Genomic DNA, 26,745 nt, shown 5'->3' with positions numbered 1-26,745 from the left:
AGGACATTTATGTCATTTAATTTTATTGATAAAACCCAATATACACTAGATAGCTTTTTGTTAATGGATCGATGGTTAATTCGAATGATCATTAATACAAGTAATGTTTGGCCTGAATTCGCCGAGAATCTATCATTAGCCCTAGCATCAAAACCATATGTTGCTTGGTATTGTATGAAAAAAGCTCCTGAAGTTCAGGAAAGAGTGGAACAACTTGTTAATTCAGCCCCAATAAATGCTGACGCAAAGCAAAGGAAAGATGCAGAAGAATTTGTCGTTCAGGCAACAGATACTTCTATTATCTATACTGACCCTAGTAATATGATTAAAAACTGTAATTACATCTATAACTGGAAAGAAGAATATCTATTAGAATTAGTCGATTTCAATAATAAACTGGTATTAGATATTGGAAGTGGTACTGGTCGATTAGCATTTGCTGCTGCCAAATTAGCACGAAAAGTATATGCTTCTGAACCAACCGATATGCTTCGTGAATATATGCGGGATAAGATTAACAAGGAGCACATATCCAATGTAGTTGTCGTTGATGGTACAGTGGAACATATTCCTTATGAAGATAACACGTTTGATATCGTTATGTCTGCTCACGTAGTGGGTGATAATTATGAAGCGGAAATTGCTGAAATGCAGAGAGTAACAAAACCGAATGGCTACATACTGGACTGTATGGGCGAAGATGATCGAATCAGAGAAAAACCTGATGAAGAAATGCTAAACAGAGGGTTTGAATATCTCTATCACAAGAGTACTTTAGGCGGTGATATCTATCGTTACCGTAAGCAAGTAATCAAGAATTAATACTTACTACTCGCAGAGGTCACATTCCCCGTCCCGTAATTATTAAAGTCGGTAACCTTAGAATAGATCTAAGGTTGCCGACTTTTGCTTGTATTACATAATGGTTAGGGTTTCAAAAGCAAGTTGCTTACCAACTGCTTCCTCCTCCACCACCAGAACCTCCGCCAGAGCTTCCACCATCGTAAGAACCGTTAGAACTACTTGATACTGGAGATGAGGTCATGCTACTTTTCATTGTATGGGTCAGAGTATTCAACGTCATATAATCGTTTAAATCATTTCTATTATCATGCATCCATGTTGAAGGTTGTATCGCCAGTCCTTCAAATCGATGGATCCATTGTTTGGTTACACCCAGTACTTGCGCATAGGGAAGAATATCATAGTAGTAGTCCGGATTCTCATCTAGCAAGATCTTCAAGCGTTCTTTCTCTGCTGTCATCAGGAACATCCGAAACCCGACAACTTGCTCCAATAATGCATGTCGTTTTGGAGAATAATTCTTAAAAAAAGGTCCCATACAAGCAATCATGATCAAACAGATAAAGGTAATATTACAGCTTGTCGGAGTAAGAACCTGCTCATTAATATACAACAGTGAGTAGAACGTAAGGAAACAAGTTGTAAGAAGAATTTTAAGTACGCTACGGCACAGGCTATATTTTTTATATTTTCGGATTCGATAAGCTGTAATGATTTTGTAATAGAATATGATGGTTGGTAAAGCAAATCCTGCACCTACAATAGGTCCTATGCGGCCAAATCCCCGGCTGCTATCTGCAATCACTAACAGGATTAAAATAATTCCGGGTAATCCCAGACCAATCCATTTCGAGATTCGAACGGATTTAGGATCAAACTGAAGTTCCCTCGCTTTAAATTGCTTCTCCACACTTGTGATTGCATGGTTTATATGTACATAAAACTTTTTAGCCAAGTCGGAATCCGTTGTTGTAGTACGTTTTTTATTTTTCCATAGATGTCCAAACAGTTTTCTCTCATAAGGACGGAATTGATTGTCCATATCCTTTTGATAAGTAAGTGTAAAATGTGATTTTTTATTAAATTTTATCTGAAGGAGTCCCTTGGATGCCCAGTAATAAATTAACGAAATAATGTCATTTGCTAAACATTTGTTATTCAAAATATAGGCGATTTCTGCTGGATTTCGGTCTTCTGGAGGATAATAACATGGAACCGGATTAAACGACGGTTTTTGATGTTGATAAACAAATATAAGAACAATTACCAATAGGAGTGCTATGATAGGAATAAGCCAATCAAAGATCGTAATGTCACGTACGAAACAGGTCTGATCCATATTCAGATGTAGATATACATTCCTTGCATTATTCGAAGGATCTGAAAATGTCAGTTCTCCTGAAGTTTTATCCATGTTCAAATTCAATGTATCCGCTGAGTAGCTGCCATCACTGGAATCATAGGACGAACGATTCAAAGAGGTATTATCTATTGCAAATGGAGTGCGGAAGGAAACGGATATGTTCTCTAGCAACTGGTTCGTATAGTAGTCAAACAAATGGGCATGTAGCGTAGCACTGGAATTTCCAATCGGTACATCGAATGCGATCCTATACTGTACATTAAATTGAATCCTTTGCCCCTGATAAGAGTCAAAATTTAAGTAGGTGTTTAAGTCTGTGAGTTTTTTCGTATTCTTATCAGGCAGAGTAACGGTTGCTTCAATTAGTTTAATAGAAGTATCACTAACTGATTCCTCAATGCTAAGGGGCAAAACCGAGTCATTCAAAAGGGTGACATCATAACGTTTGTTGACTGATAAGATACCATGGTCATCCAACTGATAATCTGCTGTTATGTTATGAATAATGATATCCGGAGTCCAGACCTTTGCATCACAAAAAGTACCTTCTGGCATCTCGACCTGAATGGTAACCCCTTCACCAGATTGTAATTTACGTGTGCCTTCTACGTTGATAATATTATTATCCGTTGTGAAAGATGCCATATCCGATTCTTTACTTCCATATATACCACCAGTCAGTGTACATTTCTGAACAGTTGTTTTATCGGGAAGTATAATTTGCGCATCAAAACTTTCTATGTAGGTGGTCCATTCGGTACCAATAAGATTCAGATAGAGGTAATCCGCACCCGTTACTGAATCAGCATATTGCCAGATGGTATAAGAGATGACATATTGTTGTTTCCCGGTAATTGTTTTATCAGGATCTCCAATTTTTATGGTACCAACTCCATCATACACAAATGGTGCCCCCATTACATTGACATCTTCAATACGAATCTCACGTTCCATTGCGCTTGTGGTAGGAATATTTCGTATGATTCCATGCCGTTTATCCGTAAAGTTTACATCAATCGTTTCTACTATATCATAAGTACGATCGGTATTCGCTGTGACATGAACCTCCATATGTTCGATGTAAAAACCGTCATCTTCTTCTGCCTGGCACACTTTAGATGGTAATAAAAATAGAAGGAAAACGATGCGAAACAGGATCCAAAACGTTCTATGCCGGTCAATATTATGTTTCATTAGAATTCCACCTTTACACTGTTTCGTTCTGCTTCTTGCGTTTCAAAGTACGGAAACTTGGAAAAATGACAGAGAGAAGCAACGATATTACTTGGAATGGTATTAACTCTGATATTGAATTTTTTAACAGCGCCGTTATAGTATTTACGAGCTTGTGCAATATCCGTTTCAATTCTCGTCAGATCCGTCTGAAGGGAGAAAAATTGTTGGTTTGCTTTTAAGTCGGGATAAGATTCGGCAAGCGCAAACAGTTTGGATAACTGGTTAGACAGCTCATTCTCAACCTGGATCTTGCTTGATGGATTCTGTTGGGTAATGGATTGATTCCGAAGATTGATTACTTTCTCTAAGGTATCCTGTTCGTGTATCATGTAGCTTTTAACACATGCTACCAGGTTCGGAATCAGGTCATACCTCTTTTGAAGATATACGTCCATTCCAGAAAAGGCTTCCTCAACGAATGCTTTTTGTTTTACAAATCCATTGTAGGAAAGAATGAACCATAAAATAAATAATACGATAACTGCAATAATAATACCAATTGTCATAGTTGGTCTCCTTTCAATTAAATTACATACTACTATACCATATAATGCCATATAGTGCCATATAATAACATGATATTAGTGGATTAAATCATGAAATAAAGTCGTTGGTTCAGCGGGGCCTCTAGTGATAGTAATATGTTGTCATATCTACATGCAGATGCTATACTGATAGAAATATTTATTACAAGGAATACGGTTGGTGGATTTCATGAAACATGAAATGAACGTATGCCATGATTTCTTTGAAACAAGATGGGAAGTTGTAGGGATTGAAATAAAAGTTCTCTAATTTCTTACGTGGATATTAATAAAACATAAATAAGTATGTGAAGAAGGTGCAATAATGAGAATTACAAAAAAAATAGTATTCTTTAGCTTTTTAGCAACAAGTGTTCTTATCATTTGTAGTGTTTTAATAAAACATAATACATGTTTACAACAAAGTGATCCCCCGTCTTCTGCCCCTGCTGCTAACAATTTAATTAATGATTTTATTGGTGAATGGCACAGAACTGATACAACAATGGGAACAGCTGCGGATATTATCATCGAAAATCAAACAGCAAACTCTTTTGATTTTACTTTCAATGGATCATTTGGCGGAAATACTGGAACGATCGATGGTACGGCTACTATCACAGAATCAAACTGTGCGATTTTTGAATCTACAACCGAAATTGATAATGAAGAATCCGCAATCGTACAGTTTATTCTTGATCAAAATTGCCTCAATGTAACATTAATTAGCGGCTCGAATAGTTCACTTTTATTAGGTAATCATGTATATATGGATGGTGAATATACAAAATCAGAACCCGTCTATACAAATGCTAATATCATTCATGAGATTCTCCCAACAAAAGAGATACAAGAAAAATTGAAGACTCTTCTTGGCCAAGAAAACTACGATGAAGTACTTACTGTAATACAATATGGTGTATCTTATGAAGATACCTCTCTGAATTACAGTGGTTTTCTATCTGGATGTGGACAAGGCGTTGATTTACTAATGAATGATGATTATATCTATTGTTTAACCTATTTTATCGGTGACGCTGGTTATGTATTATTTACAAATGATAAGAACTACAAAGATTGTCTGCCTTCATTTTTTGAAATTAGCAGAGACGATTATAAACTTAGTTTTGTCTATAAACCTTAGAAACTTCGATCAAGGAAAGGTAAGTGATATTCGTATGGATCTGGACATAAAACGTGTACTTAATTATATTGATTCTAGATTAGGTTTTTCACTAATAACACCAATTAATTTAGCAGAAGAAAACAAAAAATTAGAGAATGCCATAATAAAAGGTACTGTATATAATCCTGTATATACCTATGCTAACACGGATACTTTGGATTTTGAATATATGAGTAAAATCCTTAATACTCTTCAATTTGAGGATACTGTCATCGGAAATCTGTACAAACAACTATGTATTCAAAAACAATATGAAGTGGATCTGTATCGTAAGATAGGGAATGCGAAGGAATTTACCCAGGCAAGTCAGAAAGTATATGGATTACCCGATGAAACCTTACGCGAGGAATGTTTTCGTATTCTGAACCTCGAAACCAAACAAGAAAAAGCAAATTATACCGCAAATGATTTAAAGCAAAAATTTGAAGAGACACTTCAAAAATATACACTAGGTTATTGGGATGTTATCATAACAGACCGTATTGGTTCAAAAGTTATGGTTGGTCAAGAGAAAATATGGATCAACTCCAATTATACATTTAGTGAAAATGATATGAAACGATTATGTGCGCATGAGATTTTAACCCATGTGCTCCGCTACGAAAATGGCAAGCTACGTGGTAATTCAATATTTTCAGATGGTACAAGCTGTTCTATGGATACAGAAGAAGGTTTAGCCATCTATAATGAGGAACGGGCAAATGCACTGAATCTACATATGCTAAAGACATATGCAGCTAGATACTTATGTACACTTAGTATGAATGATCAATCACTATATGAATTAGTTATGATGATAAAGGATTATGTTGGCTTACAACAGGCAATTTACATAGCAAGTAGAATTAAAGTAGGCTTATGTGATACCCAAGCTGGTGGTGGTTTTAATAAAGATTTTATTTATTTGCAAGGGTATTATACAATTAAGCAGGCAGTACAAGCGGATTCCTCCGTGTATTCACAATTATATTATGGACGTATTGCTGTTAAGGATCTCAATATATTGAGACCTATTATCCAACAGGAAATTAATAAAAATAATATTATACTTCCTACCTTATAGTAATAATTATTCTATCGTCAGAGTACCTCTAGGTATGGGCTCTGACGATTTTCTTTGGGATATCTTGTCATAACCGCTTGTAAATGCTATACTAAGTGAAAATTTAGATAACAACGAGTACATAATTGCTTTAAAAATGGGTGTAATTCGAAGTGGCCTCACTTCCATTACCCCTGAAGATACAATACACTTGGAGGATAAACCATGATAACTTGGATCATTGCAACCCTATGCGCATTTTTTGTTAAAGGACTATGTGGATTTGCTAATACTTTAGTATTTACCACCATACTAAGCTTTCATAACAATAACGTAAATATCTCTCCTGTTGAGTTGCTCTTAGGTTATCCTACAAATGCAATCTTAGCATGGAAGGAACGAAAATCAATTCAATGGAAGATCTGCGTACCTGTAGCAGTATTCGTCCTTCTTGGAAGTATTCCTGGAGTCTTCTTTCTGAAAAATGTAGATACCTCTGTTATTAAGACGATCTTTGGCATCATTATCATACTGATTGGGATTGAGATGCTTCTACGAGAAATTCACACGAAGAAAGTGAAACAATCTAAGCTATTACTTGGAATCATTGGCATATTATCCGGACTCTTATGTGGGCTATATGGTATTGGTGCACTACTTGGTGCATACATAAACCGTGTCACCGATGATAGCCATTCCTTTAAAGCCAATATCTGCATCGTATTCCTTATAGAGAATACATTTCGCATTGTATTGTATACGATCTGGGGTATCCTAACCTTACATGTAATCCGACAAGCAGCCAGCTTAATCCCTTTCATGCTACTAGGATTAGGAGCAGGAATGGTATGCAGCAAACATATGCAAGAAAAAACAGTAAAGAGACTCGTAATAATCCTACTAATACTATCCGGCGTCGCTTTACTTATTAATAATATATAACTGCAAGGTTTATCATTTGGTGCAGTATGACTAAGAAACAGTAGCGTAGCATCTTAGCAGTTCTTAATGTGTACGATACAACTAGGAAGGCGCGGCACGGAGGCCAAGCCAGCCTGAGCTGAGGCAGGAGGCCGAATATTACTCCCCTACGATTGCATACCGAATCACACATGGATTTTTCCCATCACTATCTAATGGTGAAGAGATGATCTCTACTGTTTTCAGCTTCACACCTAACATGATCTCATAATGATATTTGAAATGTCCTGCACAACAATAGCAATAATTCTTTGATACCCTGTAATCTCGCTTTAGGCCACTAAAATTTGAGCAGGCGCACAAATAGTGCTCCCCATCTGACCAGCTTAAAGCATTTACCGTAATGGTTCCATCTGCATTCAAAACAGGATTCCCCATATAAGGTACATCCTTGATTTTTTCCAATCGTTCTGCTAAGCTACTGTGTACCTGTTCTTTTGCAAATGCTTTGGAAGCTTTCTCTCTTGCCCCACTTTTGCAACAAGCATTCCACTCCAATAGCTCTTGCATTTTCTGTGGTTCTACTTGTTCCGTCATGATGTCAATGGCACGTTTAAAGTATTGCGCTTTTATTTTCTTTGGTGTTTTACTTACAATTCCTTCAAATCCTTCGTTAATCTGCGCGATAACCTCCTCATCTACCTGAAACTTTATTAGGGATTCCATGAATTTTTCTGGACATGGCATACTCGAATACCTCCTGCAAATTATGACATATTACCCTCTCCGCTCGACATACTTACATCGTATTATTGCAAGGGTTATATTTTTTCCATTATACACCATAAGAAGTATTTCGACAAATAATAGATACTCTTTCTATTATACATGGTTTTAGGACCTGGACAAAATACGCCAAAGCATTTATATTGACGCATTCTTCGACCTATTCTATAATTCTAGAAAAGGGTGATTGCATTGCGCATTGCAAAATAAAAGCTTGCAGATACACCTTTCGAAAGGAGGATTATCATGGAATACACTGTCAAAGAATTAGCACAGATGTCGGGCGTCAGTATACGAACTCTTCATTATTATGATGAGATTGGCTTATTGCAACCCATGCGTATTGCTGGTAATGGCTATCGAATCTATCGTTCTGAAGAAGTCGATAAATTACAACAGATTCTTTTCTATCGTGAGCTAGGTCTTTCACTAAAAAAGATTCAAGAAATCCTTGCAACCCCTGATCTGAATAAGGAAAAAGAATTGGAAGATCAACTACTCCTACTCTTACAACGAAAAGTTCAATTAGAAGCCTTAATCCATAACATAAAGAAAACAATTCAAACCTGGAAAGGGGAAACAACAATGAATGATGCAGAAAAATTCGAAGGCTTCAAGCAAAATTTGATTGACCAAAACGAACAATCCTACGGCAAAGAAATCCGTGAACGCTTTGGTGATGAGCAGATTGAAGCTTCTTATGCCAAAATAAAAGGAATGAGCAAAGAACAATGGAGCAAAACAGAAGAATTAAGCAATCTAATCAATGAAACACTGAAAGCCGCATTTGAACTTGGTGATCCAGCAAGTGAAGTCGCACAAAAAGCGTGTGATCTTCATCGACAATGGCTTTGTATGTATTGGAAAGACGGTACCTACACGAAGGAAGCCCACAAGGCATTAGCAGAGAGCTATGTGATCAATCCAAAATTTACCGCATACTATGACCGAATCGCCGTTGGATGTACCACATTTCTACGTGATGCGATTGCGATTTATTGCAGATAATATCGTAAGACAAATCGTTCTCCTATCCCTTGAAAATCCATGAGATAGGAGAACGATTACCAAAACAACTATTCCATTATAGCAGTAACGGATGTTTCTCTATGAAGAAACCCTAGACTACAGATCACTGTCAAGAATTCTGTAACAGGTGCTACTAACCACACACCTGTCATTCCAAACAAGCTTGGTAGAATAAGAATACAGATCAACAACAGAATCAAGCCCCGTAGGGAAGAAATGATTGCCGACTCTTTCGCTTTACCAATTGAGGTAAAGTAGAAGGATGTTATCGTATTAATTCCAGAAAACAGGAAGGATAAGATAAAGATCCAGATCCCTGATTGTACCATTTCTTGTATTTCTTCATTCTTAACAAATACTCTACTATATACGCCAGAAGTCAATAGCATAAGTATAATTACTACAATGCCTGCGCCAAAGACGAATTTGTTCGTCTGCTTTCGAATCTCCTTAGCCAATTCCTTCTCTTTTGCCCCATACACAAAACTGATCAATGGACTTGATCCTTGTCCAAACCCGATTAAGATCATGCTAAACATGTATGAAACATATCCAACAATCGTAAATGCCGTCACTCCGTCGACACCAATGTCCTTCATGATCACATAATTATATGCGAACATGGTAATACACATGGACATCTCTCCTATGAATTCTGAACTTCCGTTCAACAATGTACTTATAAATACTTCTTTTGAAAATGTAAACTTTCTAAACTTGTATACCTTTGAGCGACGTAGAAAATACTGTAGGATACAAAGGATACATATACTGACGGAGATTAGTGAACCTAAAGCAATTCCACGAATTCCAAGATGCAACCAACTGGAAAAGACGTAATCCAATACAACATTTCCAATTACATTTCCTACACTGATCTTCATAAAATACTCTGGGTTTCCCTCCCCTCGGATAAACATACCAAAGGAATTCATGATAACCGTTAGTGGCATTTCAATTAATATGATGCTATAGTATTGACGAAAATATGTTGCTACCTCTCCTTTTGCACGAAAGATATCCATTAGTGGCTGAAACAACACGAATACAACAACACTAACAAGACAGGAGATCACTACCGTGGTCAGCATTGTCTGACTGAATACGGCATTGCACTTTTCTTTATTCCCAGCGCCAAGTGCCATTCCTGCGATTACAGAACCACCAATGGAAACCATCAGTCCAAGTCCAAGATACAGATACACGATTGGCAAGCCTAGATTGATGGCTGCAATTCCTTCTTTCCCTACATAATTTCCAGTAAAGTATCCATCAGCAATCGTGATCAAAGATGTCAATACCATCGCAATGATGGACGGTATGGAAAACTGTAAGATCATCTTCACCTTATTCATTCGTATTTTTTCTAAATCCATTCTACTACCCCTTTCTCAAGAAACTCATCTGCAAGCGATTCCACATCATTCATCTATTCGTCGCATCACGAATACCAGATCAGAATGCTTTCATTTGTGAACAGGTTTCATTATAGAAAAGAGTGTAAAATTAATCTTCTGAATTCTTGCTGTCTTATAGCTTGTACTTTCATTCAATCGGGATATAGATATCCGAAACCATATACATATCATCGCAATTCACTTCCAGATACTGCTCAAATCCGTATCGTTTATCGATTCGATGCTTGCTTTGTGGCAACCACACCTGAAACATCATTTGATAAGCCGTATAGATTTGCCTTGGATATCCTTTAAAATGATATACCGCGAATTTTCCTCCCTGTATTACACAGGTATTCTCAAGCGTACAATCTTTCCCCACACTCATACAGATATCGTAGAGACATTTGTCCACATCGGTAATCGATGGGTCATCAAAGGTTCTTTCAATTAGCATGGATTGTTCTGTTTGATATGCCTGATACTTCGTGAGGAATGCAGACCATTCCTTCCCTAGATCATAGTAATTTCCAATCTTCCTCTCATAGATAACAAACTGATCTTCTATTGTAACGATTGACACTTTCTTATTACATTCCTCAAATGTTTCTCGCTCAACTGCTGCCTTCGGATAAAATGGGTGAGACCAAGAACGTTCTTCAATCCCTCTTCGAAATACTGCAGGAGACACATTGTGCTGTTGTCGAAACACCGAACTATAATTGGAGGGACTATACCCATAATCATAGCCGATATCCGTTACTTTTCGGTCTCGGTCTACCTTAAGACGGAAGGCACTTTGATCCATCTTTGCTCGCTTGATAAAGGAATAGATGCTCTCTCCCGTTTCTTCCTTGAAAACCCTTGAGAAATAGTATTTTGAAAAATGGCAATGCTCTGCTACATCATCGATTGTAAGATTTTCACCAATATGCTGGATGATATAGGTAATGGCCCGATTTACCATTTCATTCATGATCATATTATCTCACCTCTTTGTAAAATAGTACTCTTATATGTTATACCATCTAAACATTTCACCGTATATACATGGATATGCACAATATCTTCTTTCTTTTTATGTACAAAACCATGCAAAATACAAGTTCATCTTCTATTTCACTCTCCACAATCCATGTTGACTGCAACACACATAGAAACAACCACCACGCATTCTTGGTATATGCAGTTCATTCCCTTGTTCTGGATAAAACTTTTTCAGAAATACCTGATCACAAGTTACATAAGCAAGGAATACCAGATAATGTTCCTTCGTCATCTCATGAGAAAAGGAGATATAGAATTCATCATCTAACGTTTCAATCTGAATTCTATGGTCTTCATCCATTGGTTGTATGTTCATAGGTACTTGTTTTCTTCCACAACAGCTGATCTCTGCATCTGCAGTTGTGGTCATAATATTGCCACAGCTAGGGCATCGGTAAAATCGTATTCGTTTCATATTGCCTCCACTTAATTCATTCTCGTCAAGTTCACCAGATAAGATCTGCTCAATAGGAACACCAAGTGCATCTGCTAGTTCCTGAAGCAATGACACATCTGGGCAACCAAGTCCCCGTTCCCATTTGGAAATCGTCTTATCACTAAGGTTCATACACTCCGCTAGTTTTTTCTGTGTATAGCCTTTTTCTTTTCTAAGTTGCAGGATCAAACTTCCTACCTTTGCACAATCCATATCGTTTTCCTCCTGACTGTTTTTAATACATTATACCATAACAATTCATAAGGTGACTTTCCCCTTTTTCTTATCTTATGGTTAATTAACAAAAAAAACAATCCACGTTTCGTAGAGTTTGTAGCATTTTCTATACAATCAATGAAATCTCCTTTTCATTTCCTATTTTCCTCTAAAACAACTTTCTGGTTCACTATGAAATACCAAAAAAAGATATCAATAAGCAAACTTAAGGATTTCATAAGATTTTCATAAGAATATTTTATAATTTTTTCTAATAGTTTATAGTGCTTTTTCTTTGATTTTGTGGTTAAATAGTATAGAATCGCAAAACAAGTCAGATGCAGAGAGATTTCGTGATACCATACCATCTCTCATATTAGGAGAATAATTAATTATGAATACAAAGAATAACGAAGATTCCAATAATCTTCAAGAAATTAAGATACAGACCGATTTAGATTTTGACGAGGATTCCTATGATATTATGAGTTCCTTAAGCCAGCAAGTGAATGAACAGCTTGATGGAACGAATTCAAACGAATGGAATCAAAACGAATACCCTTACTATGATACGAATGATGAGTTTGAAGAAGAAGGCGTCAAGAAGAAACGACATCTGGGACTTAAAATTTTTGGTGGATTTTTTAGCTGTCTAATTCTTTTCGCCTGTTTTCTCGTTTTCACCAAACCAGGAAATCACCTTGTAACAAAGATTCTTGCCAACTATATTTCTGATTCCGTACAAAAAGCTTCTGCTCCTGCTGTAACAACGAAAGCAGCTACCACGGATAATACGGAGACAAAAGAATTCGAAGAAGATCGAAATTACGCATGGAATACAAGGAATCCCGTTGGTAGACAAGAAGACTATGTAACCAATGTATTATTAATTGGTATTGAAGAGATTGGGAATGCAAGGAATACAGATACTATGATGATTGCTTCCGTTAATACCAAAACACGATCCATTCATCTTACCTCCCTTATGCGTGACTCCTATGTCATGGTTCCTGGTTGGAAAGAAACGAAACTAAATGCAGCCTATGCCCATGGTGACATCGAACTACTAAGAGATACCATTGAAGAAAATTATAAGATCCATCTTGACGGATATGCTTCTGTTAATTTTGAAGATTTCGAAAACGTTGTTGATATCCTAGGCGGTGTTGAGATTCAATTAGGCGCAAAAGAAGCACATTACCTCAATACAACGAATTACATTTCTAACAAAGCGTATCGTAATGTAAAAGAAGGAATCAACCTTCTCAATGGTAACCAAGCACTCGGTTATTGTCGTGTAAGAAAAGTACCTACCTATGATGGAGTGAATAATGATTTTGGACGTACTTTACGTCAACGTCGTGTCTTGGATGCTATTTTCCAAGAATATAAAGACCAGAATATCATTAAGTTGTTTCAAACAACCGACACTTGTTTAAGTTATATTACAACAAATCTGACCACAGCGCAGATAGAGACCTTACTCAATGCCGTTGTTGACTATCGGATTTCGCAAATCAATATGAAATCCCTACCAATCGACGGTGCCTATGAATCTCCTAAAGTATATAATGGTACCACTTGGCCAATCGTACTTGATTGGGATGCCAACATCTTAGATCTCTATCAAACGATCTATGGTGACACACCAGAAGAAGCCCAAGTCAATTTAAGTACCATTCATACTTCAATTCGCTACTAATTAACTATACATGCGTATGAAACAATACGTTTGACTTACTACCATTATCAATGTGTGTCGCTAGGCACACAACTATGATAAACACGCTTTGCGAGTTTATCATAGTTATGGCGGCAGTCGCCAAGGTCTCAAGTAAACTTGGACTTTGGCTCGTTGCTTGCCTTATCCATCTTTTATTAATGACAGAATTGGTTTATCACTCTATTCTTATCTTACGTTGTAAATTGATTCATCTCGTCTTCAACTTGCTTCGCTAAAGCTGTTAAAGTTTGTGATGCATCTTCCAAGTTCAAAATAATCGCTAATTGTTCTTCTGTAGTAGAGGATATTTCCTGTGTTACTTCTGAATTCTTTTCTGCCTTATCTGCCAAGTTCGAAATGATATCTTCCATTTCTCCCTTTAAAGAAATCATATGATTATTCAAATCACCAATCTTGTTTATGTCTTTTCCAAGAGTCTCTACCGAAGTATACAAGGTATCAAACGTTTTTTCTGTTTCAGCAACAGCCTCATTTTGTATAATCGAATTTTCTTTCGCAAGTTCCATTTCTGCAACTGCTGTTTTAGATTGTGTTTTAATGGTATCGATTAATAACTTGATATCATTTGCAGAAGTAGCAGAATTTTCAGCTAATTTTCTTACTTGATCTGCGACTACCGCAAAACCTTTACCACTTTCTCCTGCTCTAGCTGCTTCAATACTAGCATTTAAAGCGAGTAAGTTTGTTTCGTCTGCTATTTCATTAATTACTTGTACAATCGCATCAATTTCAACAGACGTATTAGAAATTGCATGAATGGAATTACGTACTTTATCTGTTGACTGATTTGTCTCTTCTGTAGCTAAAAGAAGATTCTTAACAACTTGTAATCCACCTTCATTTGTTGTTTGTGTATATTCCACTTGCTTATTTAATGTAACGATTGATTCTGAGATTTCTTGCATAGCAGAAGATACTTCATCAAATTCACGAACAATATGCTCCGTTTCGCTCGCTTGTTCTTGTGCTCCCATAGACATTTCAGCAATAGATTCTGTAATATGATGTGTTGCATCTGCACTCTCTTTGGCTATGACATCCATCTTTTTAAACTCAGCCAACATATCATGACAAGACAACTGGGTATTCTTAATAAGGGTATTCATTTTATGAACCGAATGGTTAAATACTGTTCCCATCTCTCCAATCTCATCACTTGTCTTCACATCACATTGTACAGTCAAATCTCCTTGTCCTAGATAATTAATACAAGTATTTAATTTCTTAACATTTCTTACTATTCTTGAAACAATAATAATACTTATTAGAATAGTAAATATAGACACGATTGAAATGTATAGAATGATCTTTAATAGTAGACTTGAAGTTACACTATATAAATGTTTTTCCGGCATGATTGAGATTGCCTTCCACTCAATTGCGTTATTCAGTGTTTTAAACTTAACATATTTTGATTCTTTAACAGATTCATAAGCAAATTGCCCGTCAGCAGATTCACTCACTTTCTTTCGTAATTCTTCATCAGGAATATCTTTACCAATTAATTCTTCGATATTATGTATGGCAATGACTCCATCATAGTTCGTTACAAAAAGATATCCCTGTTCACCTAACTTAACAGAGTTTATAAGTTCTATAATATGTGTTAATGATATATCGATTTCTATAAATCCAATAATTTGTCCATTCTCAACTACTCTTTTGTAATAGGTTACAATCCACTGATTTGTCGCAGCATCAATGTATGGTTCTTTCCAGTTTGATTCCGTTGGCTCACTTAATCGATCTGTGTACCAGGAGGCTTGAGATGGTACTTGATTTGATACACTTGCATTCAATGGATATATATATACACAGTCAGCTCTACTAAAAATCAAATTTACAATTTCCGGATATACATTCAAAAATTGTTCAAAATAAGTATATAATTCTTGTTCTTGTTCCGCTGTTATGGTAGACTTCAATTTGCCTGAATTCAATATAATATCCGCCAACTTCTCTGTAGTTTCCGTTAATGAATTCAGTTTATTATCTATTATTGCAATCTTATCATCAACGCTTGATGTTAAAAAACTGGTTATAATAGCTTTTGATTGCAAATAAACCAAGCTACTTATTGTAGTTGCAATGACAATAAGCAATGCCAGAATTAATGATACTATTTTAATTTGCATTGTCCACTTACTGTTTCTTTTATAGATGTTCTTATTTGGGTTGCTCATATCCTTTTGTTTGTTTCTTTTACTCATCATCAAATCTCCTTATTGCACTTCTTCTCTAGCAGTTAGAGAATACGTAGATACTTTCCATAGTTCCTCTTCATGCACCATAACTATGGTCATCGTACGTTTATATTTGGTATTTGCCTGTATCGCCAAACTTTCCAAATATTCTGGTGTAGAATTCGTGATGGTACTTATATAATCAATCGTAACCGAAGCTGTCTTTTGTCCGTTCAAAGTATAAAACTCAATTTTTTGAAGTGTAACCTCATTGACTTCAACCTTCAATTGATAATTTTGGAGCGATTCTAATGCAATTTCAGGTCTTCCATCTGATAAATATGCTTCCTTAACTTCTTTCGTATAATAATCATACTCTTTCATCACTTCCGGATTTGTATAATCTTTCTTTACCGCTACAGTGATGAATTCACTCGCATTTTTCGATATTTCTACAACATTTTCATCTTCTGCAGAATAATAAAACTTGTCCCCATCAATTGATACTGAATAGTAATTTGTCTCCCCCATCGAGTCTTGTGAGATCTTATTATTACTACATCCAACGAATACATTGGAAAGTAGTACAACACCTAAGAATCCCACCATTATATTTCTTTTGTTCATTCTAACTTCCTTTCATCTAATATGTTTTATAGTTTCAATTGATACTTTAATATGATACCGAATTATCAATAAGAATACAATAACTTTTTTTCAAAATACACGTTATCTTTTTAGTATACAAAATTTAGCTACAAGTTCTATCATGCGGAATTTCTTAACGCTGTATGAAAGTTCCCTATAGAGACTCCCCTTAATAACGATGTGTTAATTTGCATGCAAAAAAAACCTAATAATCAATATGATCATTAGGTTTTCTCTTCCTTACTATATTCATACAAGTATAGAATTCTATTCGAATTAATCCTAAACTTCTATTCTACAACAACACTCAATACATATACATAATTCTTCACCTGTTTTTCAGATACGACGTCCATACGCTGTATCGTTGTTGTAAGCCATAGATTCTCTGCTTCCATCAATAAGTTGGAAAGCATGAATCCAATATCGATCATCTGCTCCGAATGGAACCATTTTCGAATGACACGATCTTTCTTTAGGAATATATGAATGCGATTATGATAGACAACAAAGCGCCATGGTTGGCTATTCATACAAGATGGTGCTACACTTGCTGCTTTCATAATCAGCTTAATGTCTTGATTTACTTCTTCTTTGAATACACATAAGTAATCAATTCCAATCCTTTTCGGTTTATGAAAGTCTAACAAAGAACCTGTCTTTGGCTTACCAAATGCCAAAGCAGCAATAATCTTTTTTGACTCTTTGTTGCGCTTTCCAAAGTTCATATTGATCAAGCAGCTACCAATGTTTTTGGTAGTGAGATAAAGAGCCAATTGTCCAAGCAAGTAACCACCATTCAGATAATATTCCTTTTCCTCTTTTTCATAGATAACAAGGTAATACGGTGCTTCTACCCCAAGATCATTTTTCGCTGTCTTATTCTCATCCCATCGGCTTAGTAAGCCGTACTCTACTTTCCAATTTTCCTGCAATAAAATCTGGTGTTCTAAAAATGTACGAATATTCCGAAGCATTTGTTCATCAAGTGCCTCCATTGAATAATGATAAATTGATTTTCTTTTCCATATAGCTTCGTACATATCCATTTTGGTTCCATAACTCCTTCCTACCTATGCATTCATCTTTTCTCTAATATTCTTCTTATAATACAGCGGAGATATTCCATAATATTTCTTAAATAATTTACTAAAATGATACACATCATCATAACCAACTTGCTTTGCTATGTTCTTAATACTACTACCATTGCTTGTCTGCAAAAATTCTTTGGCTCTCTCCAACCGTATCTTGATCAGGTAGTTGATTGGAGACTCTCCAGTTTCTTCTTTGAAGATCTTAGATATGTATACAGGGCTAAGGTACATATTATGCGCAATTTGCTCCAAAGAAATCCGCTGTTCATAATTCTCATTCAAATAGTTGATAATACGCCGTACTGCATAACTCCGATTATACGTTTCATAAGAGGTATCTTCCATTTTTTTCACTTTTACAAGTAAACCACGTACAATTTGAATCAACAACTGAGACATATACGCCTTCATCATGAATTCTTTTCCAGGTTGACCCGATTGGTATTCTGCCAACATCTCATAGCAAATCTTATTCACCTCTTGCTTCATATGCGTTTTCATATGCATAATCTTCGGGTTTACACCAAATTCAATGGAATTCTCCGGCATATCATAGAATTGTATATCCGAAAATCCCACAAAGAATTCCACCATTGGATTCTTGACATCCGTTACAATATTATGATGCTTTGTCTTCGCATCAAGAAAAAGAATATCTCCAGCTTCTACTGCATATTCTTCTCCTTGAATCAGATATTTTCCTTTACCTGACAGAATCACACTGATCTGCGGGAAATCATGATCATGATAGATACACTCTTTTATTCTTTTTTGTTTGCACACAAAATATACGGTTGGATTTAATGTTTCACAAGGAAAATCGATTTCCATCTGCAACACAAACACCTCCATTCTTCTTTCAATTCCACCCTATCAAAAGAAAAGTTTCCTAATAGAAAAAAGCAACAAAAAAAGAATCAACTTCTGACTCTTTCCTTATGCTCGTATATTAAGCTTCTCTTTGCACGTCATATTCTTCTGTTTGTACAAACAGATACGAATCTTAATTAAAAATATTATAGCATGCTTATATGGAATCAGCATGTAAATCTTTCTTCCTATTTTTATCTCTTTTATAACAAAAAAGACGAAAGTTTTTCTGTATTATTTTTCTTTTTTCATTTTTTCTAACATTTCAACCAAATATTCTTTCGTCTTTTCCATTCCCTTGTTTCTTTTTAACAATACATGCTTCTTACTGCAACAGAAGAAACTATTTAATTTGATTTATAGGTAATCCATTCTTTCTCCCCTTTTTTCTCTGCTAACGATAGGATTCCATCCTCTTGGGCATAAAAAACAGTATTCAATAAAGCTCGAATATCAAGAAATGTTTTCTCCATGCTCTTTTTTCCCATATAGACACAGATTACCTCATGCCCCTGAGCATCCACCGCCGTTGCTGAAAATACATACCCGGCTGCATTGGTTGTTCCTGTTTTCGTTCCAATGATGGTATATAAGTCCTCTGGGTAAGAAACTTCTGAATAAAAGCGATTGGTATTTTCAATCTTCTTTCCTGCTTTTCCATTTGCTTGTTTTACCTTATAGGTTGCTTTCTCTACAATCGTTTTTATTGTACTATTCTTCATGGCATATTGCGTGATCAGTGCCATTTCATAAGCAGTGGTATAATTTTCATTATATCCATCTCCTATATCTAACCCTGCAGGATTATCAAAATGTGTCTTCGTTAATCCTAATTCCTTTACTTTATCATTCATTGCGTCCAAACACTTATCGACCGAACCAAATGTGGCAATGGCTGCACAAATTACCGCGTCCCCATGAGAAGCGATCAACGTCATATGGAGCAACGTATTCAAAGTATATACCTGACCTGCTTTCAAACCATACTGTGCCAGGCAGGAAGGTACTTGTTTTAGCATTGAAGATGTAATCTTAATCTTCTTATTCAGATTTACGCCTTTCTGTTCCAATATAGCGATTGTGGTCATGATCTTGGTTGTACTTGCAGGATAGACTTTCTCATTCTCCTCATCTCCAAGAAGTAACTCTCCTGATTTTCCATCAATAACCGCATACGCATGATGACTGGACAAATCAGAAGGTGCTTTTAAGCCTGCCGCCTGTACTACCCTGAATGGAAGTACAAGTACTAGCAAACAACAAATCCACACATAGATACGCCTATATGATTTCTTATGATTTATCATCGGTAGAACTCCTCTTTTCTTTCTCTATGGTTCGGGTGTCAAAAGCCGAACTTCAGCGGGGCGCGAACGTGCCCGAAGTGAACTATGTCCTGTATTACATGTAAGACAAACTTAAATTGTGCAAATTAACGGACCTCAAAATAAATAAGGGCTTTTGACACCCGAACCTCTATAAAAGAAACTGCTGCAAACCTCTTATGTGTTTGCAACAGCTCTACTCTTTCTATTATTTTGTAAAGTAAGCAACGCCAGATTCAAAAATCATCTGATTTTGGTTACCAAAGATATTCATAGCAACGCCATCACCGATACGTTCTGAATGTGCCATCTTACCAAGAACACGACCATCTGGGCTTGTGATTCCTTCGATTGCACAGTAAGATCCATTTGGATTAAAGTCTTCATTCATGGATGGATTTCCATTGACATCAACGTATTGTGTTGCAACCTGACCATTTGCAAATAATTTCTGTAACCACTCCTTATTTGCAACAAATCTTCCTTCTCCATGAGAAGCAGGAATGGTATATACGCCACCAAGTTCTGCTTGCATTAACCATGGGGACTTGTTTGTAACAACCTTTGTGTAGACGGATTTGCTAATGTGACGTCCGATTCGATTTGTTGTAAGGGTTGGTGTATCTTCTGTAATATCTGTGATTTCACCATAAGGTACCAATCCTAATTTGATCAATGCTTGGAAACCATTGCAGATACCAAGTACAAGACCATCTCTTTGTTTTAACAGATCATTCGTCACTTCCTTGATTGCTTCATTACGGAATACAGAGGCAATGAATTTGGCAGAACCATCTGGTTCATCTCCTGCACTGAATCCGCCTGGGAACATGATGATTTGTGCTTTCTTGATTTCTTCTGTGAAGGCTTGAACAGATTCTGTAATATCCTTTTCACTTAAGTTTCTAAATACAACCGTTGATACATCTGCACCTGCTTTTTCAAATGCTTTGGTTACATCATATTCACAGTTTGTACCTGGGAATACAGGAACGAATACTTGTGGTCTAGCAATCTTACTCTTTGCTGTATAGATTGTCTTCGCATCATATAATTTTGTTTCTAAGGAACCATTTTCTCCTTCGGATACGGTTGGGAATACTTTTTCTAATGTATCTGTCCAAGATGCAAGTGCTTCTTCCATTGTGATTACGGTGTCACCATATTGGAATGCTGCTTGCTCTGTAACTTCTCCAATTACTTCATATACAGCTGTGATTTTGTCTAAATCTTGTTCTGCAACTTCTGCAACGATACAACCATATTCTGACTTGCAGTAATCTGCTGCTTTCACACGATCGCATAAAGTAACGCCTAATTTGTTACCGAATGCCATCTTACTTACTGCTTCTAACACACCGCCGCATCCCAATGCATAAGCAGATAATAATACTTTTTGATTTGCTAACTTTGTAATCTGTGTATATAATTCCATTACTTGTTCGAATACAGGAAGATCATATTCATCTTTTGCTATATTGAATTTTACGATCTTGCTTCCTGCTTTCTTGAATTCAGGAGTAATGATATCTTGTTGTTTTGCTACATCTACTGCAAAGGAAACTAATGTTGGAGGTACATCAATATCATTAAATGTACCAGACATACTATCTTTACCACCGATGGAAGGTAATCCAAGTTTCATCTGCGCTTCATATGCACCTAATAAAGCTGCCATTGGTTCGCCCCAACGTTTTGGATCTGTTCCTAATCTTCTGAAATACTCTTGGAATGTGAAACGAATCTTGGAGTAATCACCACCACATGCAACAATCTTAGCAACGGAAGATATAATTGCGTAGATAGAACCATGGTATGGACTCCAGCTTGATAGATATGGATCAAATCCATAGCTCATCATTGTTACCGTATCACATTTTCCTTTTAATACAGGAAGTTTGGCGATCATCGTTTGAATTGGCGTTAACTGGTATTTACCACCATAAGGCATGGTTACTGTTGCAGCACCAATGGAACTGTCGAACATCTCAACAAGACCTTTTTTCGAACATACATTAAGATCATGAAGAAGATTTAACCATGTTTCTTTCATATTCGTTACCGTTACTTCTTTTTGTAAGAAGTTATCCTCTTTGGAAGGCATGGTAACAATTGCTTTTGCTTCCTGATGCGCACCATTGGTATCGAGGAATGCACGGCTGATATTAACGATTTCTTTGTCTCTCCAGATCATAACAAGTCTTGGTTCTTCTGTAACAACTGCAACTTCTACTGCTTCTAAGTTTTCTTCTGCTGCAAATGCTAACATCTTGTCGACATCTTTTTTATCTACTACAACTGCCATTCTTTCCTGTGATTCGGAGATTGATAATTCTGTTCCATCAAGACCAGCATATTTCTTAGGTACTTTATCCATAAAGATGTGTAATCCATCTGCTAATTCACCGATTGCTACAGAAACACCACCTGCACCAAAGTCATTACATTTTTTAATAATGCTACTTACTTCTTCACGGCGGAATAGACGTTGAATCTTTCTTTCGGTAGGAGCATTTCCTTTTTGAACTTCCGCACCACAAGTATCAATAGAGCTTGTTGTATGTGCCTTAGAAGAACCTGTTGCTCCACCACAACCATCACGTCCTGTTCTTCCACCTAATAAGATGATAATATCACCTGGATCAGAATTCTCACGAATTACATTTCTTCTTGGAGCAGCACCCATAACAGCACCAATCTCCATTCTCTTTGCAACGTAATTTGGATGATATACTTCGTCAACAAGTCCTGTTGCTAATCCGATCTGGTTTCCATAAGAGCTATATCCTTTAGCAGCACCTGTAACGATCTTTCTCTGTGCAAGTTTTCCTTCTAATGTTTCCTTTAAAGATACGGTTGGATCTGCTGCACCTGTTACACGCATTGCTTGGTATACATATCCTCTTCCTGATAATGGATCACGAATTGCTCCACCAAGACAAGTTGCTGCTCCACCAAAAGGTTCAATCTCTGTTGGGTGGTTATGTGTTTCATTCTTAAAGAATACCAACCATTCTTCTTCCTTACCATCGATTTCAACTGGTACGATAATAGAACAAGCGTTGATTTCATCAGATACTTCCATATCTTCTAATTTGCCATCTGCACGAAGCTTTTTCATTGCTAATAACGCAATATCCATTAAAGAAATGTACTTATCATCTCTTCCTTTATAGATGACTGCACGATCCTTTGTATATTGGTTATAAGAAGCTACGATTGGTGCTTTATAGTAGCCATCTTCAAATTCTACATCCTTTAATTCCGTAAGGAATGTTGTATGACGACAGTGATCGGACCAGTACGTATCCAATACACGGATTTCTGTCATAGAAGGATCTCTTTTTTCTTCCTTTCTAAAATACTTTTGAATATGAAGGAAATCCTTAAATGTCATCGCTAGATTTAGTGAGCTATATAATTCATTTAATTTATCTTCTTCCATCGTTGCAAAACCATCAAATATAATCACATCTGCTGGTTCATCAAACTTCGCTACTAACGTTTCTGGTTTTGCTCCGTTATTCTCTCTTGAATCTACTGGATTGATACAGTATGCTTTGATTCGATCAAATTCCTCTTCCGTAATCGTTCCTGATAATACATATGTAGTAGCAGAACGTATGATTGGTTCTTCTTTTTCATTTAATAACTTCACGCATTGTTCTGCAGAATCTGCTCTTTGATCGAATTGTCCTGGCAGATATTCAACAGAAAATACTTTATCTTCTGCATTTTTCTCAAATTCTTCTTCATATAAGTAATCCACTGGTGGCTCTGAAAATACAATTCCTAATGCTTTGTTATATGTCTTTTCTGATAAATTCTCAATATCATAACGGATTAATACACGAACTTCTGTTAATCCCTTAATTCCAAGATAACTCTTAATCTCTTCTTTTAATTCTTTTGCTCTGACTGCGTATGGTGCTTTCTTTTCAACATAGATTCTCTTTACGTTACTCATCGCTTACCTAACCTTTCTGATCTAACTGTATCCTACAGTATTCTGCAATCGTTACCGTTAAACTCATTATACCATACCGTGTTTTATAAATAAAATTAATATAATTCAATTTACTAATTAGGTTTCCTTATAGAAAAACTCATTTATCAGCTAAAATATTTACACTTTGTTCTCCGCGCCGAGCACAGCAGCTTCTGCTGACATCTACCTCATGTGTGAGTGCGCATCCCCACGGAGGGTTATACAATAGGTAAGTTGGAGGACTTTCCTATTATGATTAGGGTGTCAAAAGCCCTTAGTAAAACTTTCTTTCGTTAATTTGCACAAGCATTAGCTTATCTCATGTAATACAGGATTTAGTTTGATGAGCAACTATATGAAAAAGAACCCCCTATATGGTGTAGAATTCTGTTCTCAAATTCTACCACCTATAGAGAGTTCTCTTCTATCTCCTGTCTACAAAAGGAACGTGATATTATAATCCATTATACGCTCCATTCAACTTACAGGATCTCATTACAAAATTTCATCTAACTAGTTTGTTCCAGATTCCTCTGTAGTTGTATCTGCTTCTTCTCCATCATCTAAAGCAGTATCAGGTGATAAGGATATATCACTTGTTCCTGCATCTTCTGTTGTAGTTTCTTCTGTTGTAGGTAAGATTGTGTTATTTCCCATAACAACTTTATCCCAGATCTTATCATTCACTTCTACTTTGTAAGCAGCTTTAATTGTCTTGAACTCTTCTTCAAAACGTGCTTCTTCAGCTTCTTGAATTGCAGTATCAACTGCTTCATCATAGCTTGTTGTTGCACTGTCATCTACCATCTTAATAATATAATATCCTTCATCTGTTTCAACAACACCACTTATCTCACCATTTTTAAGCTTCATGGCTTCTTCCATATAGGTCTTGTTTGTTTGTTCATTCTCATCATTTGGTAAGAAAGAAAGATCCGTGTAATCTACACTTGTATCCCCATCTTCAATACCATCTTCTAAGTTCTTGCTATCTTTTACTTTTTCATAGATTGCATCAATCTTTTCTTTCGCAGCTTTTACTTCATCATCAGATAATGGAGTTGCGTTACCTTCTTCGTCTTTTGATACAGTTGTTACATAGATATACTCTGTACTGTATTCTTTGTACTGTTCTTTATCAATACCTGCTTTGATTGCATCATCATCAATATCAAAGGAATCAATTAAATCACCATAGTATTTGTCAGTGATTGCCCATTTCTTTTGGATTTCATTAACAGATTCTTCTGTAAATCCTGTTAACTTTTTATCTTCCTCTGACATTTGTTCCATGATAGAAGCAGTATTCGTTTCAATTTCTTTGATTTCGTCATCTGTTAATTTATAATCTTTCTTAATGGCTTCACGGTATAACACTTCATAACGAATTGCTGTGTCCATAGCTTGTTCTTTGGAGTCATCACGGATTGTTTTACCTTCTTCGATTTCCATATCCCAGTATCCTGTTCCGAAATAGTACTGATACATCTGATCCATATAGCTGATCTGTGATTCATAAGAATAGATATAGTAAAGCATGTCTGCCATTGTTAATTTCTCATCATCAATGGTTAACGCTAAATCCTCTTTTTTATATTTTATGCTTGTATCAACTGTACTTTCATTTGTATTGTTTGAATCTGATTTTTTCTTACTACATCCAGTAAGGGCCATACTACATACAAGTATAACCATAAGTACTAGAGACATTACCTTCTTTAACTTATTCACTTTATTTCCTCCATATGATCTTATTAATGAAACAACTTTCTGTTTCTTATGTTAGTTCAAAGAACATTCTATATAACTTTAACTCTTTCGTCAAGTTGATTACCGAAATTCACAAAATCTACACTTTTTATTCCTGACCTGCTAATTGATCCAAAAAATACTGGGATGCTGCCGTCAATGGTATTTGATTACTATACGCTGCAACCAATTTTCTCATTGGCAATTCTTCTTTCATATTGAGTATGATCATATCATCATTGTCTTGATGTTTCAGATTATTCACACAATAATCTGGTACAAATGCTACTCCTAATCCAATCCTTGCCATGTCAATCAATAAATCATTGCTGTTTAGTTCAATTGCAGGCGCTAAATCAATGGATTGTTGCAAGAACAAACTATGAAGGAATTCACTTGTGGTAGAATGTTTGTCCAACATAAGAATTGGGTAATTTCTCAGATCGGTCAATGTCATCTCACGGTCCACCGTAGGAAAATAATTCTTATTGGCGATAAATACATCGCGAAATGTCCCTACTTCTGTTACATTATTAATGCTATTCAAACGGCTATTTGGTGAATTCACAACGATTAGATCCACTTGATTGGTTTCTAGTAGCTCCACGCATTGCAACGATGTCCCATTTGTAACCTTAATATGCACTTTCGGATATTTCTGATGAAAATCATTTAGAAATGGAACAAGATAATATCGACAGATTGTATCACTGGCACCGATTCGAAGTTGTCCCCCGTTCAAAGTTCCAGCCTCCATAATCTGACTTTCCCCTCGGCTAATTAAATTAATCGCTGGTTCTATATGCTTAAAAAGCATCTCGCCTTCCTTTGTTAATTTAACACGTTTCGTACTCCGAATAAACAACGTCTGGTTCAATCTCTTTTCCAATACCTTGATTGATTGGCTAACTGCAGATTGAGAGATGAACAATTCCTTGGAAGCTTCTGAAAAGCTTAATGTTTTACCCACAAAATAAAAGACTTTATATAATTCGTAATTAATATCCATATCACATTTACCTTTCTGTCGGAGTTCGGACTTCCACTTCGTGTAAGTCCTTGAAATTCCTTCGGAATTTCTTTTTTATTCTTCCATCTTTTACAATAGACGTTAGAAATCCCTTCGGTATTTCTAACGTTAACATATGACTCCT

Annotated in this window: 20 protein-coding genes; 6 read left to right on the top strand and 14 right to left on the bottom strand. The window is 36.1% G+C overall.

What is annotated here, in order from left to right:
- Positions 1-9 precede the first annotated feature (9 nt).
- Entirely contained in the window at positions 10-822 is an 813-nt protein-coding gene (locus tag HBB17_RS15195; RefSeq protein WP_167958367.1) for a class I SAM-dependent methyltransferase, read from the top strand.
- Positions 823-949: 127 nt separating this feature from the next.
- Here HBB17_RS15195 and HBB17_RS15190 read toward each other — a convergent pair whose 3' ends face one another.
- Complete coding sequence (locus HBB17_RS15190; RefSeq protein WP_167958366.1) at positions 950-3,361, bottom strand: DUF2207 family protein; 2,412 nt, start codon at positions 3,359-3,361, stop codon at positions 950-952.
- Positions 3,361-3,909 (bottom strand): LemA family protein, encoded by a 549-nt coding sequence (locus tag HBB17_RS15185; protein WP_167958365.1) that lies wholly within the window; start codon positions 3,907-3,909, stop codon positions 3,361-3,363. Before HBB17_RS15185 ends, HBB17_RS15190 begins: the two co-directional genes overlap by 1 nt.
- A gap of 343 nt (positions 3,910-4,252) precedes the next feature.
- Here HBB17_RS15185 and HBB17_RS15180 point away from each other — a divergent pair, with 343 nt between their 5' ends.
- The 3 genes from HBB17_RS15180 to HBB17_RS15170 all read left to right on the top strand — a co-directional run bounded on the left by HBB17_RS15180 (position 4,253) and on the right by HBB17_RS15170 (position 7,097).
- The gene (locus HBB17_RS15180; RefSeq protein WP_167958364.1) at positions 4,253-5,071 is read left to right on the top strand and encodes a hypothetical protein; all 819 of its coding nucleotides are present in this window, start codon (positions 4,253-4,255) and stop codon (positions 5,069-5,071) included.
- Positions 5,022-6,176, top strand: a complete 1,155-nt coding sequence (locus tag HBB17_RS15175; RefSeq protein WP_167958363.1) for a tyrosine/phenylalanine carboxypeptidase domain-containing protein — start codon at positions 5,022-5,024, stop codon at positions 6,174-6,176. Before HBB17_RS15180 ends, HBB17_RS15175 begins: the two co-directional genes overlap by 50 nt.
- Positions 6,177-6,380: 204 nt before the next feature.
- Complete coding sequence (locus tag HBB17_RS15170; RefSeq protein WP_167958362.1) at positions 6,381-7,097, top strand: sulfite exporter TauE/SafE family protein; 717 nt, start codon at positions 6,381-6,383, stop codon at positions 7,095-7,097.
- 138 nt (positions 7,098-7,235) lie between these two features.
- Here HBB17_RS15170 and HBB17_RS15165 read toward each other — a convergent pair whose 3' ends face one another.
- Positions 7,236-7,823 (bottom strand): hypothetical protein, encoded by a 588-nt coding sequence (locus HBB17_RS15165; RefSeq protein ID WP_167958361.1) that lies wholly within the window; start codon positions 7,821-7,823, stop codon positions 7,236-7,238.
- Positions 7,824-8,108: 285 nt separating this feature from the next.
- On the opposite strand from HBB17_RS15165, the gene HBB17_RS15160 reads away from it, so the two are divergent.
- Complete coding sequence (locus HBB17_RS15160; RefSeq protein ID WP_167958360.1) at positions 8,109-8,870, top strand: MerR family transcriptional regulator; 762 nt, start codon at positions 8,109-8,111, stop codon at positions 8,868-8,870.
- Between the two features lie 68 nt (positions 8,871-8,938).
- On the opposite strand, the gene HBB17_RS15155 is transcribed toward HBB17_RS15160, so the two are convergent.
- The 3 genes from HBB17_RS15155 to HBB17_RS15145 all read right to left on the bottom strand — a co-directional run bounded on the left by HBB17_RS15155 (position 8,939) and on the right by HBB17_RS15145 (position 11,984).
- A complete protein-coding gene (locus HBB17_RS15155) occupies positions 8,939-10,267 on the bottom strand; it encodes an MATE family efflux transporter (RefSeq protein WP_167958359.1) in 1,329 nt (442 codons plus the stop codon).
- Positions 10,268-10,436: 169 nt separating this feature from the next.
- A complete protein-coding gene (locus tag HBB17_RS15150) occupies positions 10,437-11,270 on the bottom strand; it encodes an AraC family transcriptional regulator (RefSeq protein WP_167958358.1) in 834 nt (277 codons plus the stop codon).
- A 132-nt stretch (positions 11,271-11,402) separates the two neighbouring features.
- Positions 11,403-11,984 carry a helix-turn-helix domain-containing protein gene (locus tag HBB17_RS15145; protein ID WP_167958357.1) on the bottom strand — a complete coding sequence of 194 codons (582 nt, stop codon included), beginning with the start codon at positions 11,982-11,984 and terminating at the stop codon, positions 11,403-11,405.
- 397 nt (positions 11,985-12,381) lie between these two features.
- Between HBB17_RS15145 and HBB17_RS15140 the strand changes: the two genes are divergently transcribed.
- The gene (locus HBB17_RS15140) at positions 12,382-13,689 is read left to right on the top strand and encodes an LCP family protein (RefSeq protein WP_167958356.1); all 1,308 of its coding nucleotides are present in this window, start codon (positions 12,382-12,384) and stop codon (positions 13,687-13,689) included.
- A 212-nt stretch (positions 13,690-13,901) separates the two neighbouring features.
- Here the strand turns inward: HBB17_RS15140 and HBB17_RS15135 are convergent, their stop codons facing one another.
- From HBB17_RS15135 to HBB17_RS15100, 8 genes are all read right to left on the bottom strand, one after another.
- Positions 13,902-15,944: a methyl-accepting chemotaxis protein gene (locus tag HBB17_RS15135; RefSeq protein ID WP_167958355.1), complete on the bottom strand. Its 2,043-nt coding sequence runs from the start codon at positions 15,942-15,944 to the stop codon at positions 13,902-13,904.
- Positions 15,945-15,953: 9 nt separating this feature from the next.
- Positions 15,954-16,541, bottom strand: coding sequence for a hypothetical protein (locus HBB17_RS15130; protein ID WP_167958354.1), 588 nt, complete (start codon positions 16,539-16,541; stop codon positions 15,954-15,956).
- A 311-nt stretch (positions 16,542-16,852) separates the two neighbouring features.
- Complete coding sequence (locus tag HBB17_RS15125; RefSeq protein WP_167958353.1) at positions 16,853-17,605, bottom strand: nitroreductase family protein; 753 nt, start codon at positions 17,603-17,605, stop codon at positions 16,853-16,855.
- A gap of 30 nt (positions 17,606-17,635) precedes the next feature.
- Positions 17,636-18,490 carry an AraC family transcriptional regulator gene (locus tag HBB17_RS15120; RefSeq protein WP_167958352.1) on the bottom strand — a complete coding sequence of 285 codons (855 nt, stop codon included), beginning with the start codon at positions 18,488-18,490 and terminating at the stop codon, positions 17,636-17,638.
- Positions 18,491-18,876: 386 nt separating this feature from the next.
- Positions 18,877-19,836 (bottom strand): D-alanyl-D-alanine carboxypeptidase family protein, encoded by a 960-nt coding sequence (locus HBB17_RS15115; protein WP_167958351.1) that lies wholly within the window; start codon positions 19,834-19,836, stop codon positions 18,877-18,879.
- 226 nt (positions 19,837-20,062) lie between these two features.
- Positions 20,063-23,821: a phosphoribosylformylglycinamidine synthase gene (locus HBB17_RS15110; RefSeq protein ID WP_167958350.1), complete on the bottom strand. Its 3,759-nt coding sequence runs from the start codon at positions 23,819-23,821 to the stop codon at positions 20,063-20,065.
- 534 nt (positions 23,822-24,355) lie between these two features.
- On the bottom strand, positions 24,356-25,573 hold the full coding sequence (locus tag HBB17_RS15105) for a peptidylprolyl isomerase (RefSeq protein ID WP_167958349.1): 1,218 nt from the start codon (positions 25,571-25,573) through the stop codon (positions 24,356-24,358).
- Positions 25,574-25,700: 127 nt separating this feature from the next.
- Complete coding sequence (locus tag HBB17_RS15100; protein WP_167958348.1) at positions 25,701-26,600, bottom strand: LysR family transcriptional regulator; 900 nt, start codon at positions 26,598-26,600, stop codon at positions 25,701-25,703.
- Positions 26,601-26,745: the final 145 nt, after the last annotated feature.

The organism is Anaerosporobacter faecicola, from assembly GCF_012070565.1.
GTDB lineage: Bacteria > Bacillota > Clostridia > Lachnospirales > Lachnospiraceae > Anaerosporobacter > Anaerosporobacter faecicola.
This window is presented reverse-complemented; position numbering and strand designations above follow the sequence as displayed.

Coding starts and splice junctions, on each gene's coding strand:
- HBB17_RS15195 (WP_167958367.1), top strand. CDS start 10: ATGTCATTTAATTTTATTGATAAAACCCAATATACACTAGATAGCTTT.
- HBB17_RS15190 (WP_167958366.1), bottom strand. CDS start 3,361: ATGAAACATAATATTGACCGGCATAGAACGTTTTGGATCCTGTTTCGC.
- HBB17_RS15185 (WP_167958365.1), bottom strand. CDS start 3,909: ATGACAATTGGTATTATTATTGCAGTTATCGTATTATTTATTTTATGG.
- HBB17_RS15180 (WP_167958364.1), top strand. CDS start 4,253: ATGAGAATTACAAAAAAAATAGTATTCTTTAGCTTTTTAGCAACAAGT.
- HBB17_RS15170 (WP_167958362.1), top strand. CDS start 6,381: ATGATAACTTGGATCATTGCAACCCTATGCGCATTTTTTGTTAAAGGA.
- HBB17_RS15165 (WP_167958361.1), bottom strand. CDS start 7,823: ATGCCATGTCCAGAAAAATTCATGGAATCCCTAATAAAGTTTCAGGTA.
- HBB17_RS15160 (WP_167958360.1), top strand. CDS start 8,109: ATGGAATACACTGTCAAAGAATTAGCACAGATGTCGGGCGTCAGTATA.
- HBB17_RS15155 (WP_167958359.1), bottom strand. CDS start 10,267: ATGGATTTAGAAAAAATACGAATGAATAAGGTGAAGATGATCTTACAG.
- HBB17_RS15150 (WP_167958358.1), bottom strand. CDS start 11,270: ATGATCATGAATGAAATGGTAAATCGGGCCATTACCTATATCATCCAG.
- HBB17_RS15145 (WP_167958357.1), bottom strand. CDS start 11,984: ATGGATTGTGCAAAGGTAGGAAGTTTGATCCTGCAACTTAGAAAAGAA.
- HBB17_RS15140 (WP_167958356.1), top strand. CDS start 12,382: ATGAATACAAAGAATAACGAAGATTCCAATAATCTTCAAGAAATTAAG.
- HBB17_RS15135 (WP_167958355.1), bottom strand. CDS start 15,944: ATGATGAGTAAAAGAAACAAACAAAAGGATATGAGCAACCCAAATAAG.
- HBB17_RS15130 (WP_167958354.1), bottom strand. CDS start 16,541: ATGAACAAAAGAAATATAATGGTGGGATTCTTAGGTGTTGTACTACTT.
- HBB17_RS15125 (WP_167958353.1), bottom strand. CDS start 17,605: ATGTACGAAGCTATATGGAAAAGAAAATCAATTTATCATTATTCAATG.
- HBB17_RS15120 (WP_167958352.1), bottom strand. CDS start 18,490: ATGGAAATCGATTTTCCTTGTGAAACATTAAATCCAACCGTATATTTT.
- HBB17_RS15115 (WP_167958351.1), bottom strand. CDS start 19,836: ATGATAAATCATAAGAAATCATATAGGCGTATCTATGTGTGGATTTGT.
- HBB17_RS15110 (WP_167958350.1), bottom strand. CDS start 23,821: ATGAGTAACGTAAAGAGAATCTATGTTGAAAAGAAAGCACCATACGCA.
- HBB17_RS15100 (WP_167958348.1), bottom strand. CDS start 26,600: ATGGATATTAATTACGAATTATATAAAGTCTTTTATTTTGTGGGTAAA.